Annotated in this window: 17 protein-coding genes; 6 read left to right on the top strand and 11 right to left on the bottom strand. The window is 64.5% G+C overall.

Annotation, left to right across the window (positions count from 1 at the left end):
- Window positions 1-4: 4 nt before the first annotated feature.
- Window positions 5-1,480, bottom strand: coding sequence for an HTTM domain-containing protein (locus ACOZ32_RS08540; protein ID WP_424335135.1), 1,476 nt, complete (start codon window positions 1,478-1,480; stop codon window positions 5-7).
- Window positions 1,481-1,616: 136 nt separating this feature from the next.
- Between ACOZ32_RS08540 and ACOZ32_RS08535 the strand changes: the two genes are divergently transcribed.
- Window positions 1,617-2,426 (top strand): class I SAM-dependent methyltransferase, encoded by an 810-nt coding sequence (locus ACOZ32_RS08535; protein WP_010902591.1) that lies wholly within the window; start codon window positions 1,617-1,619, stop codon window positions 2,424-2,426.
- An 80-nt stretch (window positions 2,427-2,506) separates the two neighbouring features.
- A complete protein-coding gene (locus tag ACOZ32_RS08530; protein WP_424335134.1) occupies window positions 2,507-3,190 on the top strand; it encodes a carbonic anhydrase in 684 nt (227 codons plus the stop codon).
- A 291-nt stretch (window positions 3,191-3,481) separates the two neighbouring features.
- On the opposite strand, the gene ACOZ32_RS08525 is transcribed toward ACOZ32_RS08530, so the two are convergent.
- From ACOZ32_RS08525 to ACOZ32_RS08515, 3 genes are all read right to left on the bottom strand, one after another.
- Complete coding sequence (locus ACOZ32_RS08525; protein WP_424335133.1) at window positions 3,482-4,555, bottom strand: tyrosine-type recombinase/integrase; 1,074 nt, start codon at window positions 4,553-4,555, stop codon at window positions 3,482-3,484.
- Window positions 4,548-4,925 carry a DUF5805 domain-containing protein gene (locus tag ACOZ32_RS08520; RefSeq protein ID WP_424335132.1) on the bottom strand — a complete coding sequence of 126 codons (378 nt, stop codon included), beginning with the start codon at window positions 4,923-4,925 and terminating at the stop codon, window positions 4,548-4,550. The genes ACOZ32_RS08525 and ACOZ32_RS08520 overlap by 8 nt, the downstream gene beginning before the upstream one ends.
- Window positions 4,926-6,667: 1,742 nt before the next feature.
- On the bottom strand, window positions 6,668-7,606 hold the full coding sequence (locus ACOZ32_RS08515) for a halocin C8-like domain-containing protein (RefSeq protein ID WP_285271664.1): 939 nt from the start codon (window positions 7,604-7,606) through the stop codon (window positions 6,668-6,670).
- Between the two features lie 206 nt (window positions 7,607-7,812).
- On the opposite strand from ACOZ32_RS08515, the gene ACOZ32_RS08510 reads away from it, so the two are divergent.
- Both ACOZ32_RS08510 and ACOZ32_RS08505 read left to right on the top strand, forming a co-directional pair.
- The gene (locus tag ACOZ32_RS08510; RefSeq protein WP_350338676.1) at window positions 7,813-8,754 is read left to right on the top strand and encodes a hypothetical protein; all 942 of its coding nucleotides are present in this window, start codon (window positions 7,813-7,815) and stop codon (window positions 8,752-8,754) included.
- Window positions 8,755-9,114: 360 nt separating this feature from the next.
- A complete protein-coding gene (locus ACOZ32_RS08505; protein ID WP_010902585.1) occupies window positions 9,115-9,477 on the top strand; it encodes a metal-dependent transcriptional regulator in 363 nt (120 codons plus the stop codon).
- 11 nt (window positions 9,478-9,488) lie between these two features.
- Here the strand turns inward: ACOZ32_RS08505 and ACOZ32_RS08500 are convergent, their stop codons facing one another.
- The 7 genes from ACOZ32_RS08500 to dmsR all read right to left on the bottom strand — a co-directional run bounded on the left by ACOZ32_RS08500 (window position 9,489) and on the right by dmsR (window position 16,622).
- Window positions 9,489-10,379 (bottom strand): DUF106 domain-containing protein, encoded by an 891-nt coding sequence (locus ACOZ32_RS08500; protein WP_010902584.1) that lies wholly within the window; start codon window positions 10,377-10,379, stop codon window positions 9,489-9,491.
- A gap of 72 nt (window positions 10,380-10,451) precedes the next feature.
- Window positions 10,452-11,030, bottom strand: a complete 579-nt coding sequence (locus ACOZ32_RS08495; protein WP_285271655.1) for a TorD/DmsD family molecular chaperone — start codon at window positions 11,028-11,030, stop codon at window positions 10,452-10,454.
- The gene (gene nrfD / locus ACOZ32_RS08490) at window positions 11,027-12,334 is read right to left on the bottom strand and encodes an NrfD/PsrC family molybdoenzyme membrane anchor subunit (RefSeq protein ID WP_424335131.1); all 1,308 of its coding nucleotides are present in this window, start codon (window positions 12,332-12,334) and stop codon (window positions 11,027-11,029) included. Before nrfD ends, ACOZ32_RS08495 begins: the two co-directional genes overlap by 4 nt.
- Window positions 12,334-13,122 carry a sulfate reduction electron transfer complex DsrMKJOP subunit DsrO gene (dsrO, locus tag ACOZ32_RS08485; RefSeq protein WP_010902581.1) on the bottom strand — a complete coding sequence of 263 codons (789 nt, stop codon included), beginning with the start codon at window positions 13,120-13,122 and terminating at the stop codon, window positions 12,334-12,336. Before dsrO ends, nrfD begins: the two co-directional genes overlap by 1 nt.
- Entirely contained in the window at window positions 13,119-15,635 is a 2,517-nt protein-coding gene (locus ACOZ32_RS08480; protein WP_235168072.1) for a molybdopterin-dependent oxidoreductase, read from the bottom strand. Before ACOZ32_RS08480 ends, dsrO begins: the two co-directional genes overlap by 4 nt.
- A complete protein-coding gene (locus tag ACOZ32_RS08475; protein ID WP_010902579.1) occupies window positions 15,628-15,867 on the bottom strand; it encodes a 4Fe-4S ferredoxin N-terminal domain-containing protein in 240 nt (79 codons plus the stop codon). Before ACOZ32_RS08475 ends, ACOZ32_RS08480 begins: the two co-directional genes overlap by 8 nt.
- An 80-nt stretch (window positions 15,868-15,947) precedes the next feature.
- Window positions 15,948-16,622 (bottom strand): dimethyl sulfoxide reductase transcriptional activator DmsR, encoded by a 675-nt coding sequence (gene dmsR / locus ACOZ32_RS08470; RefSeq protein WP_205252564.1) that lies wholly within the window; start codon window positions 16,620-16,622, stop codon window positions 15,948-15,950.
- 145 nt (window positions 16,623-16,767) lie between these two features.
- Between dmsR and mobB the strand changes: the two genes are divergently transcribed.
- Together mobB and ACOZ32_RS08460 are read left to right on the top strand one after the other, a co-directional pair.
- Window positions 16,768-17,214, top strand: coding sequence for a molybdopterin-guanine dinucleotide biosynthesis protein B (mobB, locus tag ACOZ32_RS08465; protein WP_205251646.1), 447 nt, complete (start codon window positions 16,768-16,770; stop codon window positions 17,212-17,214).
- A 79-nt stretch (window positions 17,215-17,293) separates the two neighbouring features.
- On the top strand, window positions 17,294-17,995 hold the full coding sequence (locus ACOZ32_RS08460; RefSeq protein ID WP_010902576.1) for a molybdenum cofactor guanylyltransferase: 702 nt from the start codon (window positions 17,294-17,296) through the stop codon (window positions 17,993-17,995).
- Window positions 17,996-18,004: the final 9 nt, after the last annotated feature.

The following is an 18,004-nucleotide window of genomic DNA, read 5'->3' as shown; positions in this document are numbered from 1 at the left end:
CTTGCTACACCCGTTCGGCAGCGTTCACGGGGCAGTCCGCTGCCCCGATTCGACGCCGGTGTGTCGGCTCCGACCCGCCGAGCCGCGTCGGCTGCCGGACGTCATAGACGGTCACGTTCGTCACCCTCCGGTGCGGCGTTCCGGCAGCCGACCGCCGACACAGATAGGCCACCAACCCCGCCCGGACCGCGTGACTGTCGCTGTTGACAACGTTCACGACGTACTTGCGCCACCGCGCGCTCGGATACTGGGCTGACACGTCGGGGGGCTTCCCCCAGGAGAACGCGCCGCCAGCGAACGCCCCAACGCGCCCGCCACCGGGCGTGGCGGCCGGCGCTTTCACCCAGTGATCGATGCTGACTGGCTCCGGGGCGAACATGTACCACCGCGGTGGTGGCGCGTCCCCGGCGTCGAGTGGCCCGACGCTGACCGGCGTTTCCACACCCCCGACTGAGACGACCGTGTACGCCGCCTGTCCGACCAGCAACACCACGAACACGCCCGTTACGGCGGTTCGAGCGCGCGCTCGAACGGATCGAGGCAGTGACGGCACTGGAACTGACGGCACCCTCTCACGCCGGTCGGCAATCCACCGAACGGGATGCACGGTGCGCTGTGGGCGGGCTGCAGCCGCCGCCTCCCAGACACAACCGGGAACGAACGGCACCAGTCCGACGACTGCGACGAGCGGGAACACGCCCAGCTGCATCGTCGCCGCCATCCCCAGGTGCATCCCCGCGAACGCCGCCGCCGCCGCCGCCCGCCACCACCCGGTCAACACGATCAGACACACCGACCCCGCGAGCAACACCAGCCACACTCGGTCGAACGCCACCAACAACCGCGGGGTTTCCGACAGCACGTGGCCGAGCCCGACGACGAACATCTCCAGACTGAACACCGTCCGTACGGCCGTCCCGGACACCCACGCGTCCCCGCGAAGCTTCAACACGGCGTTCGACGTGTAGACGATCACGGGCTGGCACAGCACCCCCACGGTCGCCACCGAGACGACGCGGTCCCGCCACGCCCCCCGATCCACGGCGTCCACGCTCCAGCGCTCCCCCAGGGGGAGCCCGAGCGCCCACACGAACAGCATCTGCAGGACGAGATCACCGCCGTTCAACACCAGCGGGTTTCGGGCGTGCATCGACACCACGAGCACTCCCGTTGCGAACGTCGCGGCTGTGCTCCGATACCCAACGAGCAACGCGACCGCGGCCACCGCCGTCACCGCGAACAGCGCCGCCTGTGCCCACGCCGCCCCCGAAAGCATATGCAAGGACGCGCGGCTGACGACCGGATACTGTGCGCGCATGACCGCCCGCGGGAGCACGCCACTGTCGGTGTAGAACGCCGTCAACGACTGCAGCCGCAACGCCAGATCAACCAGCACGACCACCGCGAGTCCGACACGGAACGCGGCCAACGATCGCGTGTCGACGCCGAGACGCGACGCGACCGCTGCTCGGAAACGCATACACCCGACTGGCCCCCGACCGCTGATAAACGTTGCCTGGCACGTGTCCCCACGACCACGGCAGGGCGCCGCCACGGCTCCCACCACATCCTCGCCTTCCGTGGTATTCTTGAGCACGCACGCCCTTCTCACGCTGATGAACACCGCTCCCGACACCGGGACCGAACGCGCGACGTACACGTGGTCGGCGGGCCGGTACCCCTCACTGGCCCCGAACCTGCTGCCCGCGATCGCACGCCTCGTGAGCGCCTGCGGCGTCGACCCCGGGAACACGGTCCTGGACGTCGGCTGTGGCACCGGGAACGCCGCCCTCACCGCCCGCCGCGCCGGCGCAACCGTCACCGGGCTTGACGTCACGCGGTCGATGCTCGAACTCGCCCGGGACACCACACAGCTCACGGATTACAACGACATCTCCTGGGTCGCCGGGGACGCAAGCACGCTCCCGTTCCCCGACGACGCCTTCGACGTCGTGCTCTCCAGTTTCGGCCACGTGTTCTCCCCGGCCGCAGCCGAGGCCGGCCGCGAGATGCTGCGCGTCGCCCAGCCCGGCGGCCGCGTCGCGTTCACCGCGTGGTCCCCCGACGGCCTGGTGGGGGCGCTCACCGACGTGCTCGATGACTACGTCGGACACGACGACCACGACCCCTGGGCGCACCTCCGGTGGGGGAACCCGGAGTTCGTCCGCGACCACCTGGGTGACGCCTGCGAGCTCACCTTCGAGCGCCGCATCGCGCGCTTCCGGTACGTCTCCCCCGAGCACTTCTGGCGGAACTTCGCCGAGGAGGCCGGCCCGCTCTCACCGGCGCTGCGCGCGCTCGACGACCCCGGTGCGCGGAGCGCCCTCCGCGAAGACGCGCTTGCCACGCTGGATGAGTGGTTCGCGGACAACACGGTTCGCGTCGAGTACCTCCTCGCCCGCGGCGTCGTCGACGGCGCCGCCTGACCCACCCACGGCAGCCACCGTTGGAGGCGACGGGCTGCTTGGCCCCGGCATATATCATGGGGCACCCCGTCGGTGTGTGCATGGACAACGTGATCGTCGACATGCTGGCGGGCAACCAGCGCCATGCCGCCAAATTCCAGTCCCGGTTCGACGACGTCCAGAACGCACAACACCCCGACGCAGTCACTGTCTGCTGTGCCGACTCACGGGTGCTTCAGGACGAACTGTGGGGGAACACGGACCCAGGTAGTATCTTCACTTGCGCGAACATCGGCAACCGAGTGATCCAACGAACCCCCGACGGAGACGTCGTCTCCGGCGACGTGCTCTACCCCATCGAGCACACTGGAACGGAGACAGCCGTCGTGGTGGGTCACACCGGCTGTGGCGCGGTCACAGCAGCGTACCGGGATCTCACCGGCGACACTGGGGCGGAGCCGCCGGGGATCGCGCACTCGCTGACTCCCATCCGCACGCGACTGGCGGCTGGAGTGGATCTGCTCCCGGCGGACCTCTCAGAGTCCGCAGCGATCAACCGACTCGTCGAATACAACGTCGACCAGCAGGTCCAGTTCCTTCTGGAAAGCGACCGCGTCGACGACGCCGTCTCGGTCGTCGGCGCGGTGTACGACTTCCAGGACGTGTACCCGGGCTCCCGTGGCGAAGCACACGTGATCAACGTCGACGGTGAAACCGACCCATCAACGCTCCGCGAGCAAGCGCCCGAAATCGCGTCACGGATCACTCGGCTCTGGAGTTACTAACCGCGGCGGACCGCGCTCTTCGGGCGAGAATCCGAAACCGGTGATCCGCCACAGTACGGTGGGAACGGACCTCCACAACAGGGAGTACGACACGTCTGTCGTCATCTGGGTTCCTCCACGATCTGATGGCGGATACACACGTGACGTCGGATCTGAGAGTGGGCGTTTGGAGAGCCGTCTGAGTGGGGGTCCATTCACTGGATCGGGCAAAAAGACGCATCAATAGCCGATTAAGCCTGTTGTGGCCACAACGCCGACCTCCAACGTCTCTCTATCGTTGAATGCGGTTTATCAAGCTCTTCCGTGGGAGGAAGTCAGCGAATAGATGTGGTTGAGGTACACCTCCCGTACTCGATCCCCCCAGTTGTGCGTGTACGTGTCGATGATGTCGTCGGCCACGTCGCCGCGGAGGTATTTCACGACGCCGCGATCACCAGTCCGGTTCCGAAGGTGCGTCGTGAAGAAATGCCGGAAGTAATGTGGCGTTACGTTCTCGGCGGCGTCCCCACCTTTGTGATACCACCCGCGGGGTTCGGCGTGTCGCCGCACCATCCCTCGGACCATCTCCGGCGTCAGACGCTTGCCCCATGCGTCCTGCGTGCTCACGAACACCGGGTCGGCAGGCGATGTGGTGTCCGGTCGAATCGCCAACCACCGGACGAGTTCGGTTTTCAACTCCCGGTCAAGGGGGACGAGCGTGGCACGCTTGCGCTTGTTCGACGCCGAGCGCTGCTCGCCGTTGACCGTTTCGCCACGGCTCATCGCCGGATCAACGTACAGCGTGTCGGGGTGGCTGCCGAGCTGGCCGCGTGTCCCCACCTCGTAGGCGGAGGAGACAGCCGGCGCGTCCAGGTTGACGTCCCGGAGGTCGAGGTTGCAGAGCTCGCCGACTCGAAGCCCGGTTTTCAGCAGTCCAACGATCACGGCGCGCTCCAACGGGTGGGTGATGTCCGCGATGAACTCCCGCATCGCCGCAACCGAGATGTCTCTCCGAGTGGGGTTCGTGTCGATGGCCTCGTCCATCTCCTGGCTGACCAACGCCATCGGATTCCCGTCAACGACGCCGACCTGCTGCATGTAACTGTAGAACCGGTTCACGTACGACGCGTACGTCGCGACCGTGCTTTCGGCGTACTGCTCGCGGAGGTGATGCACCCAGGTCAAGCAATCCCGGCGGCCGGCGTCGACCGGCTGCGCGCCGGCGTTCGAAAGGAACGCTTCGAACGACCGGAGGACGCGTGCGTACGCGTCCCGGGTTCGCTTTGCTTTGCCGTGATACTGCATGTCCTCGAGGAAGTAGCCGATAGGATCGTCACGCGCATCAGCATCGGTCTCCCTCGCCAAGGAATCACGCGGCTCACTCATCAGCCTGGGAAACGTAGCCACCGCGTCGCGGGTCGAACCGTATCACACCATCGTCTGCGAGGGACTGCACCGCGGTGTCGATCCGGTCCTCGAAGTCCCCCGCCAGTTGAGTGACTAACTCATCCCAGGACACGGCATCCCCTTCGTCGACCATCGATTGAACCCGGTCTTCGAGGGCATCACCCCTAGGGGTTGCGTCGCTAGAACCACCGTCTGGACTGTCGTCCAGGAACCCCCGTCGTCCGGCCTGCACCATCGTTCGGAGGAACTCGCTTTGCGTCATATCTAATCGCTCGGCGTGATCCCGCCACGTGGCTTTCTGGTCCGCTGGTACGTACGTCTTCACGACGGCGCGATCAGTGTCTCCCATACAGGGCCAACAGCCACGGCTCACTTCAATGTTCCTCATACAGAGATAAGTGTTTTTATCGGTTCTCCGGGCCTGGTTCAGATCGCCAAAGAAGGTCTAGACAGGAGGATTTCTTTTGATTTGATTCCATAGAAGAGGATTTCCACTGGAACGTGGAGTACCACACAAAAAGATAAAGACGCCACCGGATGAGGGGAGGTTGCACGCCGGTGTATAACCGTGTATCGAGTGGGCGGTCTTGAACTCGTACACAGCCGAAAACTGGCACTCGGCGATCGATTCACTGACGCCGGCACAGTGGCGACCCCGGCACACTCAGTAGGCGACCGTCGATAGCTGCGTGGTCTAGCGCAGCCGTATACGTGGCGCCCTCAGACCAGCCCACAAAACAGCCAACCTGAAGGGGACACCACGTTCTATCCGAACGGAGCCCGGCGTAACATCAGCGATGTTCAAATCGTGAGTTCCTCGTGATGCAATGTTGGACCAATTCCCGGTGCCGAAGGCTTCGCCACAGAGTATTGACGATCCGATGGCATCTGAACGCAGGTATCGAAGAGCCGGTGGCGCACCGCTTTGCGCCGACCAGCAAGGCCGCCACAGCTCGGCTCAGAATGTGTTTGCCCAAGCTCGGCAGGCGGTGGGTCAGTGAGTACCGTACTACTGTCTGGATACCCTGTGGAGTCCGCGGCTCGTGGCCACAGTTACATCGGCCGAAACATATGTATAATCGCGTTAACTTTTGGTATCGCCCACGGTGGACCAATGTATCACGCTGTTTCACTGGTCGGTGGCCGGAGTGATCGCGTTACGCACACAGCTGGTTGATCATCTTGCCGATGTTCCTCATAGTACGGGTGGAGCTTACCGTGGCGCTCACGTGGGGAATCAACACAGCGTATCAAGATCTTCCGTTTGACGACGTTACTCAGGTCAACGCAGAACACTGTCGGAGTTAGCCAGAGAATTTCCCGGACAGTCTCACCACGGCGTTCTTTAGTTCTATCCCTTTGAGTGGGGAACACGCGGATCACGCAGTCTTGTAGAGCTGTTGTACACCCCTGCAACAGCAAGACAACGATTGCCAAGCGGTGGCTATGTTCCGCCAACCGGTGTTCACGTCCAACATCTGCGCATCGTAAGTTCCTCATCGCGTAGTTTCCACTGTGATCCGTGCGAAACCGTGAACCGACGATCACCAAATCCGGTGTGTGGCGTCTGTCTGCGGAAGCGAGCTGCTTGGAACACACGAATCCTGGTATTGGAATGAAGACAGTCGTAAATCTGAGAGTGATATACGAAAAGCACGGCCTGTACTGGATTCGAGGGTTTGAGCGTATTAGGTGGATTCAACCACCGGTAAGCGTGCAGGATTGAGTGCAATCAAATGGCTAAGCCGCGATAACTGGCTGCTGTACCTGTCACTTGATGGTGGTGGTGCCAGCGGCGTAGTGATTGGATCCGATCTACCAGCCAGCGTCGCTAAGTTACGGTAACGGTTGTTTCCCGGGATGGGACGGTTCAGTTCGCCCCGGACCGGACTGACAGACCGATGTAGTAGGCGACGCCAACAACGATCCCACTCAATGTGGCCTCAGAGAGGGCCGCGATCGGGTTCCGACCGAGGGCGATGTAGCCCACTAGCGTCAGCAGCGATGAGCCGACAGCGACGGTAGCAGCGGCTGTCCGCGTGGAAACGCTGCCTAGTCCGAATCCAATAGTAACGTCTCCCATTATTTACGTTATATATTCGGGAGCGGTACTTCAATTATTTCACCTGGCTTATCGGGCTCACACACATCAAGCCCAGAGGACTTACAGATTGTCGCACTGATGTCGTTACCGCACCCATCGGTTGTAGCCTCGGCGACTTTACAAATGGCTTCGACGATCGTAACACATGCAATGCCTCCGGCAACACTTATCCCGAGGACCCCGCAGACCACCTTACCAAACGCTCCACAGAGCTTTTTGCAGATGACTTGTGTGGCGAAATAGCAGCCATCGCATCCACTGAAGTTTAGCTCATCCGGAAGGTCCGGGAGGTCATCTGGGGATGGCAGATCGAGTTGCGCGCTCGGATCTTCTGCATCCTGTACGTGGCTGAGGTCATCGATCAACGCCTCGACAGCCTGTTTGCTCGGTTCCTCGGTTGTCTTCGTGAACGAGCCATCGATTTCGCCGGAACGGTCAGTCGCAATGGCTAGGTCGGTCCCCGATGAATCGTCGCCCAGCAGGTCGTATTGCTCAAGCTTTTTGAATGTGCCATCGTCGTGGTAATACTCGACGTCGAGCTGTGCAATGGCGATCTCCTGGGATTCGGGATGGCGTCCGAGAATGATCCCCGCACGACTGTTTTCTGCCGCGTCCTGAAGCTCATACGAGGCAACTTCGCGTTTGAAGCCTTCTGTCTCAGTAACAGCCACGGTGAGGGTAGTATCACTCCAGGCGAATGAGTAGCCGAGGTCCACGGCCTTTTGGCGGAGCTGCGTAAACGCGGTTGACTGTGCGATGCTACGCGCTGCATCGCTCTCTTCAGAGCCACTCAACACAGTGACCGGATCGCTTTCTTCCCCCTCTGCGGCGGCGACCGAAACGTTTAGTCTGGATCCAATCCCGATTGATCCCAGCGCCGCCATTCCCTTCAGCATTTTCCGCCGATTTGGATCGTTTCCGCTCATTTCCAAGCTATCATTGTCTTTGCAGGTATATAAAATTTGTTAGTAACTTATCTTAGTAAAAATAACTAGATGGGATATCTGTTGCTAGAGTCTCTTTCAGTATACTCGGTCAAGTCATCCGACTGTGTGGTGTGGGTTGCGTTCCATTAATACGATCTCTTTCAAACAATCAAAGAATATATTTGACTTTATTTCGTTATACATGTATGAAACAGCCGCCGTTTGAGAGGTTCCGTCAGCCGGAGTATACAGGGGAAAACCGGTGCACACCGTGTACGGTGTTGAATCTCATCATTGCAGCGATACTCGGCTCCGCCATCGCGCGCAAATCACGACTCGGTGGTGTGATCGCGGTGGGGATCTCGGTTGGACTGATCTATCTCCGTGGCTACCTACTGCCCGGCACACCAACGCTGACAAAGCGGTACTTGCCGCCGGCAGTACTTCGCTGGTTCGGGAAGGAACCGGACCCAGCAGTCAGCACCGGCTTCCAGGGAAGCGGTGCGTCGGCGCAGCCAGCGTCAAAAGCGGACGCACGGTCACCGGCGGAGGATGTGTCGCCGACGGATCGTGGGCCGAGTGGTGTATCCAATGCATCCGCAGCCGAGGTTGATCCGTCAACAGGAGACCTAGAGGAGTTCTTTGTGGCGCATGACGTCCTGGAGCCGTGTGCGGACGCGGATGATCTCTGTGTGACTGCTGAGTTCGAAGACGCCTGGATGACCGCGGCTGAGCGACTGATGGACGCGGATCTCACCGGTGAGCTGGTTGCAGAGTCGTTCGGAATGGACACCGAGGCAGGCGAAGAGTTCGAGCGAATTGAGGACGGAGAGACACAGATCCTCGAATCCGAGTCCGGGTGGATCGGACAGTGGCCGTCCCGGGCAGCGCTGATCGCGGACGTTGCAGCGAGTCAGACGCTCCGGTCGTGGGCCCCAGAGTGGAGTGGTGTCGATGCGGAAGATCGGGGCACGGTGCTGAACGGACTGCGGATGTTCATCGAGACGTGTCCAACGACGGGCGGTGACGTTGAACTCGGTTCGGAGGTCGTCGAATCGTGTTGTAGCTCTCACGAGGTGCTTGCTGTGACTTGCGAGGACACTGGCGAGCGACTGTTCGAGCAGCAACTTCCAAACGCCGAGGCGTGAACGCACGTGGCCCGTTGTGAGGTGTGGTCTGTACGCACCCCAGAAATGTAGGCTAGCCTAGAATCCGGAAGTGTTTTGCCTGCTAGATTCGCACTCGTTGATAACCACCACCTGAGCGGCTGTCGGAGCACCGGTCGAACCCGGCACCACGACCCCGAAATCCACTCTCAGAATGATATGTGCTATGTACACACTCGACTGCACGAGGAGCGGTTCACACCGTCCAGCGGCGAGTGATGCAGTCAAACCACGGTCGCGCGCGCACCGACGCGGTAGCAGTCTTATCCCGCTGCAGCCCAACGTTCACATACGAGTGGCACAGACCCAATCATCCACACCCGGCTCCCGGTGGACCGACCAATGAGTGGCGCGGACCAGTACCTGCTGGCGATCTACATCGAATCCCATCGCGACGACAGCCCCGTGCCGACGGGACAGCTTGCCGACCGCCTAGAGAAGGCCGCACCGTCGGTGACGGAGATGCTCAAGCAACTCGACGAGAACGGGCTCGTCACCTACACGCCGTATAAGGGTGCACGCCTCACTGATGCGGGTCGTGAGCGCGCCACGGAGCTCCACGAATCCTACGTGACGCTGTCGTGGTTCTTCCGAAGCGTGCTCGACTTGGAGACCCACGAATCCGAGGCAATGGAGTTGGCGAGCATCATCGACCCGACGGTGACCGATCGACTGGCCGCAACGCTACCCGACGACGACCGCTAGAGCCGCGCTCGCTACGTCGAGGCCTGGATGTTGAACGTCTTCTGGAGGAACTGGCGTGACGCCATCGAGCACACGAAATACCATACGATCCACGTCGCCATCGGTCCGAGCAGTGCGTGCTGCCAGGCAACGTGTCCGGCGAGCGGGACCACCATTCCGTGCTCGCTCGCGCCGAGGTGTCCGCCACGGACCTCCCAGCGGAGCCACAGGAACACCGGGATCGTCAACAGCATGATCCACACCATCGGCCGGAACTGCAGCTTGAACAGCCCGAGCTGATCGCCAGCGGCGTCCATCTGCTCGCTTTGGATGCGTTCGAGTGCTTCGTCGTCACCGCGCTCTTTGGCTGCCTCCCGGCGTTCTTTCAGGGCCGCCATCCGGTCTTTGTACGCCTGGAGCGTCTCGTGGTCCATGAGCCGGGACTGGAGGTACGTGGAGTAGACGCCGGTGGTGACAGCCAACACCAACACGACGATGTGGAACGGCAACAGGTTCATCACCGGGGCCAGGAGCTGGTTGTCGACCGATGCGATCGTGGTCTGGATGGAGCTGTTCCAGTATCCCGCGAACAGCCCGATCGCGCCGACGGCTGCCGCCTTGTCGTAGATCGTCCAGGACGCGGATTCGATCGCCGGCGCGTCGGTGTGTTCGGTCGACTCGGCGTCAGTGTGTGCCGCCAGCTCGGCCGCCAGTTCGTCGGGGTCCGCAACCACGAACCCCGTGTCGGTGCTCGTGAGCACGCCCGCGGAGATCAGTCGCCCCCACTGACTGCTGGAGACGGCGTCGCTGACGTCGTCCCACTGGATGTCCCCGGTTCGGGCGTCGCTTTCTTCGAGGACGGCGCTCGCTGCCTCTCGCATCGCTGCTGTTTGAAGGAGTGATGCTAGCTGGGTGTCAGGCATACTGATGTCTCACGATTTCGGTCGGTCATTATGACCCTTCTGCTTGCCGGAGATCCGGGCCCCAGCGGGGAGTCACGGGGGCGTGTCAGCACGGGCCAGCGTGTCCACGGTCACGTTGAGGAGAGTTCGGTAGAACGGCTTCGGGTCGGCGTCCCGGACGCGCCGGGCGAACGACTCGACCCAGTTCCGTGGGTGCTCGGTGAGGAACTGTTCGAGTGTTTCGGCGCCCTCGTGCTCGCGCAGGTAGGCCGCGAACTCGAGTTCGGTTGCGAGGTGGTCCGGCGGTGCTGACTCCGAGGCAGCGGGCTGGAGGCCGTACTCGCTGTACCAGCGGGCGACCGCCTGCGTCGACGGCCCGTACACCGGGCCGAGGTCCGCGTCGCGTTCGCCGTCACGGTAGACGCTTTCGTACGGCGGTGATTGGGACGGTCCGGGCCCGACGAACAGTCGCGTGTACTCGGCCCGAAGCGACTGTGCGTCGACTGTCGTGTCGGTCTCGGCGGCGAGCGCCGCCTGCAGGTCGTCATCGGGCTGTCGCCAGCAGGCCGCAAGCGCCGCGAAGCGGGCTGCGGTCGGCGGACCGTCGCCCGTGTCATCGAACGCGTCGGCGACCGCGACCGCGCTGTCGTTGTTCCGGGTGGCTGGTGTCATTGTGTTCGATCACCGCCGTCAGTGGCGTACGCCGCATCGGGTGCCGCGCGCTGCAGGGGGAGATAGCGGAGACCGGCCATCACGATCAGCGCGCCGATCGAGATCACGCCGACTGTGACCGCGATCTCGACCGCGGTCGGCGTGTACGTGCCGGCGGTCGCCCAGGCGTCGGTCGTGAGGCCGGCGTACTCGCCGCCGGTTGCGATCCCCGGGGCGGCGTTGATGTTCACGCGCTGGTAGCCGGTGAACACCAGCCGGATCCCCTCGAAGAGCGTGCCGAACACCGCCAGCACGCTCGCGGTGAAGATGACCGACGTGCGCCTGCGAAGCGACGGCGTGGCCAACAACAGCAGTGGCACTGCGCCGCCGAGACCGGTCCACAGCCAGAAGTAGACGGTGTCCCCGATGAGGAAGTTGCTGGTGATCGCCCAGAACCCGAAGTGGTGCGCCCACGCGTGCGGGAGGCGCTCGGCGGCGAGCAGGTACACCACGTGGAACGCCAAGAAGATCCCCAGCAGTTTGCCCAGGCTGGTGAGCTCCCCGCGGTCGGCGGTGAACGCCGTGAATCGGTCCGCGAGGATCGACACCACGAGCAGTAGTCCAAGCCCCGAGACCAGCGCTTTCGCGATGAACACGGGCGCGACGAGCGGGCTAAACCAGTCGCCGCGGCCGACCTGTGTGGCGAAAATCCAGCCGGTCACGGAGTGCAACGCGACTGCCGCGGGCAGCGCACAGACCGCGGTCCAGAACATGAGCGTGCGGTCGCGGTCGCGGCCGGCGGCCGAGTCGGACACCCACAGCGACAGCCGCGACCCCCGGGCGGCGAGATCGCGGCGCGTCAACAGCCACAGGTACCAGACGTTGAGTGCGCCGTACAGCATCACGATGCCGAAGTCCCAGACCATCGGCGACCGGAAGTCCGGGGAGGTGACGAACTGGTAGATGCGGTCCGGACGCCCGATATCCGGCAGGATCAACAGCCCCGCGACGATGATGCAGCCCAGGCTCACGAGCACGCCCAGCCGAGCGAACCCCTCGTAGCGCTGGGAGTGGAAGAACTTCGGCGCACTGGACAGGATCAGCCCGCCGGCCGACAGCCCCACGAACAGCACGAACAGCATGATATACAGTCCCCACGAGAACACGTTGCGCATCCCGGTTTCGATGAGGCCGTGCTGGAGTTGGTACGCCCACGCGCCGAGGCCGATCACCAGGAGGAGCGCGAGCACGCCGAGCCAGCCGCGCCCGAGTGTCCCGAACGACGACAGTACGGGGCGGCGTGCGGTCGTGTCGGTGTCCGCCATCAGTCGTCACCTCCCGCGGTCTCCGCCGGCACGTGTGGGGTAACGTCGTATCCGTTTTCGACGCTGCCGCTGCGCCGTCGCGCCGCTTTCGCTGCCTCGTCGTCGTCGAGTTCGCTTTCGAGCTTCTTGCTCTTCCAGGGGCGTCCGGGCGACATCTCGCCGTTGATGTAGTACGTGCTCGGGTCCGTTCCCTTCTCGTCCAGGAGTTGGTGGGTGTCGTACTCCGCGATGTACTTCGAGACGGTGCTGTCGTCGTCGTCCAGGTCACCGAAGATGCGGGCGTCCGCCGGACAGTTCACGACGCAGGCGGGATCGAGGCCGTCCTCGACGCGGTGGCTGCAGAACGTGCATTTCTCGACGACGCCCTGCGGTCGTTCGGCCACGTCCCCCGTGCCGTCTTCGGGGCGATGCTCGGGCTCGTCCCAGTTGAACACGCGGGCGTTGTACGGGCAGGCCGCCATGCAGTACCGACACCCCATGCATTTGTCGTAATCGATCTCCACGATGCCGTCGTCCCGGGTGTACGTGGCGTTCACCGGGCAGACCTTCACACAGGGCGCGTTCTCGCAGTGTTGGCACGCCGTCGGCTGGTAGGTCATTTCGAGGGTGCCACCGTCACCGCCCTCGGGGTAGTCGCCCGACGGGGTGTCGACGTGGTCGCCGCCCTGCGTGAGCACGCGGTTCCAGAACTGCCCCATCGGGACGTTGTTCTCCTGTTTGCACGTGAGCGAACACGACTGGCAGCCGATACATCGTTCCTGATCGATGACGAGGCCGTAGTTGGTCATGACGAATCACCGTCGGTGGCGGTCCCGGACGAACCGCGGGGGTTGTGTTGTGTGTACTCGTTCGATTGGTGCTCGTCGGCGGCCCGCGTCACCTCGACGCGGCAGTCGTAGAACGCGAACGTGCGCCCGACTTTCGCCGTTTCCGCCGAGATCAGGTCCTGGAGGTGCCCGTCGACGAAGTCGCGCGCCCACCATCCCTGGTCTGTGTTGACCAACCCGGGTTGGATGCCGTCGTTGTACTTGGCGCGGACGACCACGCTCCCCCGGTCGTTGTGTACGCGGACGTACTCGCCGTCGTCGATCCCGCGGCGTGTGGCGTCCTTGGGGTGGATGTCGAGTTGGGGCTCCGTGTTGATCTCCCGGAGCCACGGCACGTTCGCCCACTGTGAGTGGATGCGCCACTTGGAGTGTTTCTGCATGAACAACAGCGGGTACTCGTCGGCGTGCGCCCAGTCGTCGGCCGTCCGGGCTTCCAGTGGTTTCGGGACTTCAAGCGAGACGCCGTCGTCGGGGAGCGCCGGCCCCTCCTCGACGGGTGCGTCGTCGTCGTAGACTGTGATGCGTCCCGATTCCGTGCCGAACTCGTCGGTGTACGCGACCGTCGGCGTTTCGTCGGTGGCGACAGTGCCGGTCTCGCGCAACGCGTCCCAGGAGAGCCGGTCGTCGTTCTGCACGAAGCGGTCGAGGACGTCGTGTTTGTCGTCGGGGAACTTGTCGCCGTGGCCCAGCCGCTGTGCGAGCCCCGCCATGATGTAGTAGTCGTCGCGGGCCTCCCACAGGGGGTCGTGGGCTTTCGTCCGGTAGCTGAGGTTCGGGTGCGTGTACGTCGTGAGGAGGTCTTCGGTCTCGAACCAGTGTGCTGCTGGGAGGATGATGTCCGCTTGCTGCGTGGTCGGCGTGTGATAGATGTCCGCCCAGACGACGGTGTCCAAGTTCGACATCGCGTCCAGCCACCGGTCCCGCTCGGGGAACTGGTTCCCGAGCATGTTCGAGTTCATGCCGTACATGAACTTCGTCTGGACCGGGTCGCCGTTCGCCAGCAGGTCGAGCACACGGTTGTAGCCGTAGGTGTCCACGCCGGCCGCGCCGTCGGGGTCGTTCCAGTCGCCGGTTTCGAGGTACGATCCGTCGTAGGAGGGGTGTTGGGCGTGGATGTTGCCGTGCCGACCGTAGTCACCAGTGAGCGCGAGCAGCGTCGCGTACGTCTGCCCGAAGACGTGGCCGTAGAGGTACCGGCCGACCCCGTAGCTCGGCATGATTCCGCCGGGGCCACGGGTGGCGAGCCAGTCGGCGGCGGTTTCGATGTCGGCGGCGGCCAGGCCCGCGGTGTCAGCGACGGCTTGTGGTGGGTACGACGACGCCTGCTCACGGAGCGCCGTGAGCCCGGTATGAACGGTCGTGCCGTCGATCGTCCACTCGCCGAACAGCGCGAACGGGCCGTTCGTTTCAGCCGGGACGACCTCCGGGGAGCCGGTTTCGGTGTTGAAGACGACGATCCCGTCCTCGGGAGGTGTCGCGGTGACGCTGGCCGGGTCGAGCAGCGTGCCGTCGTCGGCACGGACCAAGGCGGGGGCGTTCGTCCGCGACCGCAAGAACGCCTCGTCGTAGTGGTCGTGCTCGAAGATGTACTGCATCATCGCCAGCGCGAGATGCGTATCCTTCCCGGGTTTGATGGGGAGCCACAGGTCGGCTTTCTCCGCGGTGTTGGTGTAGACGGGGTCGACGACCACCAGCTTTGCGCCGTTGCGCTTGGCGTCCAGGATCCACTCGGCGTCCATCTGGAACTGGCTGGCGAAGATGTCGGACCCCCAAATGATGATGGTCTCGGCGTTCACCCAGTCGTCGGCCGTGTTCGTCGGCGGCATGAACACGCCGCCCTCGCCGGTGACGCGGTTGAATCCCTGGCCGACGTTGGTGTCGATGCCGTACGTGAAGTCGTCTTGGAGGCCGCCGACTAGCTCCTTGAGTCGCCGGTAGCCGGTGATCCCGCCGTCGCCGGAGCCGGAGTGCCAGAGCAGACTCCGTGGCCCGTACTCGCGTTTCGCGCGTTGGATTTCGTCGGCAACCAGGTCCAGTGCGTCGTCCCAGGCGATGCGCTCGAACTGCGCGTCCGCCCCGCGCTGATCGGGCTGTGGGTCGTCCGGGGACCAGCTCGTTCGCTTCATCGGGTATTTCAGGCGGTCGGCGTTGTAGACCCGCTGGAGATGGGTCATCCCCAGTGTGCAGCCGCGTTTGAACGTTTTCGCCGCCGGCACTTGCTGTTCGACCTTCTTGATTTGGCCGTCCCGGACGAAGACGTCGAGCGGGCATTTCCCCCGGCAGTTCGGCGAGCAGGCGGTTTTGACGACCTGATCCTCGCCGAGGAAGCTCGTGACGGCGTCCCCAGCCGTGTCGGAGTCGTCGGCCTCCTGGAGCGTCGACAGCAGACCGCCGCCGCCGCTCAGCCCGACTGCGGCGACCGCGCCCGACTTGAGGACGTCTCGCCGGGTGGCGTTGAGGTCGGTGTCACTCATCGAAGTCCTCCGGTTCCGTGGGGCGGTCGTCGCACCCGAACTCCGCGGTCACTCTGTCGTGGTAGCGCTCGTGGAACGTGGCCTCGGAGAGGTCGCCGTTGGCGACGCGGATCGCGTCCGCGGCCATCTCCTTGCCGAGTTGTGCGTCGTAGCCACAGTCCGCGAGCATCGAGTCGGCCGTTTCCTCCCAGTCCGGAATCGGCTCGTGTGCGTCCGGCGTGTTGGGGGCCATACAGCTAGCCGTAGCGTTCCGGCGGGCATGGTGGTGGTGCTAAATAATTGCGGCCTTTATCTGTGGCAGTCGGGGCGGCGTCACGGCGCGGAGCCGGCTGACTGTTGGGCTTCGGTGAACGCGCTCGTGGCGAGCTTGGACTCGACGGCGCTCAGTCGCTGTGAAACCGCCGACTTGGAGATGCCAAGCGCCGTCGCGAGATCCGACAGGTCGGCACCCCGCGGCGTGGCGTAGTAGCCTTTGGCGACCGCCGCCGCCGCGGCCTCGCGCTGTTTGTCGGTGAGCTTGAAGAGATCGAGGGTCACATGCGTGTGTGAGTCGCCCGACTGGTCGTCGGCGGCGAGCCGCGTCAGGTGGGTCAGCGAGACGGTGTTCGCGACCGCCTTGAGATCCGCCACGAGGTCCGTGAGCGTCGTGCGGTCGGCGAGATACGTTTCGACGGTGATGGTGTCGGCGGCGACGGCCGTGATCTGGGGGACACAGCCGTGGTCGCTGAACACGCAACACAGGCAGCTCTCGGTGGTCTGGGTTGCGACGTGCATCACGTCGGATCGGTCGGCGTCCGGGCACGCCGGCGCGACAGTGACGTCGGCGTGGCAGTCGTCGCCAGTGTACTGGTGGCGGACGGCAGTGACCTCGCCGTCGATCTCTTCGAGGGGGCATGCGGCCGCATCGGAGAGCGCCACGTCGAGCACGACGCGCAGACGGCGCCGTGATCTGTCGGTGTTCGGCTGGCTGGCTGTGCGCTCTGACATACCGCGTGTTTGCGGGTGGCCGGTAAAGTACCGCGCGGCTGTTCCTACAGGGCTGGAACGACGCCGCGGCCAGCAACTCGGCGCGCACAGACCCACCGGCGCGAACAGCGCAGCGTTCTTGGGCGCTGGGCCGGACCGGTCCCGTATGCAGGTACTCGCCGTCGTGGGACCGTCGGATTCGGGGAAGACGACCGTTGTGGCGCGCCTGGCCGAGCGACTCGCCGCCCGGGGACCCGTCGCCACGGTCAAACACCTCACCCACGAGCCCGACATCGACACCGAGGGAAAGGACACGGCGCGCCATCGGGCCGGCGGCGCGTCCCGGACGATCGGGCTCACCGACGACGGCTCGTGGTTCGGAACCGGTGACAGCCGCGACCTCTCGGCTGTCCTCGGGAGTTTCGCGCCCACACACGACTACGCCCTGGTGGAGGGGTTCAGCGACAGCGCCCTCCCGAAGGTCGTGCTCGGCGGCCGGGACGCGGCCGCGCCAGTGGCCGTGACCGCGGCGAGCGCCGACGCGCTGGACCTGGACGCGGCTGTGGCCGCGATCACGGATCCGGCGGCGGCCTACGAGCCCCACGAGCAGTAGCGTCGGCCGGCGGCGGGCGCGCTCCAAGGGCGTGGGATTCGGCGGGACGGTTTTCAGCGACCAGTGTGGACCGACACTCATGGTGATGGGCAGCGCGGCCGGGGGGCGGGCGGGGATCGTTCTCGCTGGGGGTCGCTCCACCCGCTTCGGGGATCGCGAGAAGGCGTTGGCCACGCTCGGGGGCCGCCCACTGCTCTGGCACGTCGTTGCGCGCCTCGGGACGGTGGTCGACAGTGTGGTGGTGAACTGCCGGCGCGACCAGCGCGCGGCGTTCCGGACGGCGGTCACGACCACGGACACCGACGTGGCCTTCGCGGTCGATCCGGATCCCGGGCAGGGTCCGGCGGCGGGACTTTCGACGGCGCTGAACGCGGTTGGGGAGCCGGTCGTGGCGGTCACGGCGTGTGACATGCCGTTCATCGACCCCGCGTTTTTCGCGTGGCTGTGTGACCGGCGCGCCGACGCGGGCTGCGCCGGTGCAGTGCCCGTCGTTGATGGACACTTACAAGTCACGCACAGCGTGCTGGCCGCGGCCCCCACGCGGGTGGCTGTCGACGCCGCGGCGGCGGCCGGGAACCGGAGCCTGAGTGGCGTGGTCGCTCGCCTGCCGGTCACGCAGGTTCCGGCGGCGCAGACACGCCACCGGACGGCGCGCCACAGCTTCATGGACGTGGATACGCCGGCCGAACTGGCTGCGGCCCGGGAGCGCCACCGCGCCCCACGCGCCGTCGATCGCGCGCACGACCCCGGTGAGACCGGTGTTTCGAACGCGGGTGACTGAGATGCGTGC

Source organism: Halobacterium sp. MBLA0001 (genome assembly GCF_049705385.1).
Taxonomy (GTDB): Archaea; Halobacteriota; Halobacteria; order Halobacteriales; family Halobacteriaceae; genus Halobacterium; species Halobacterium salinarum.
The sequence above is the reverse complement of the archived record's forward strand: the minus strand, read 5'-3'. Positions and strand labels throughout refer to the sequence as shown.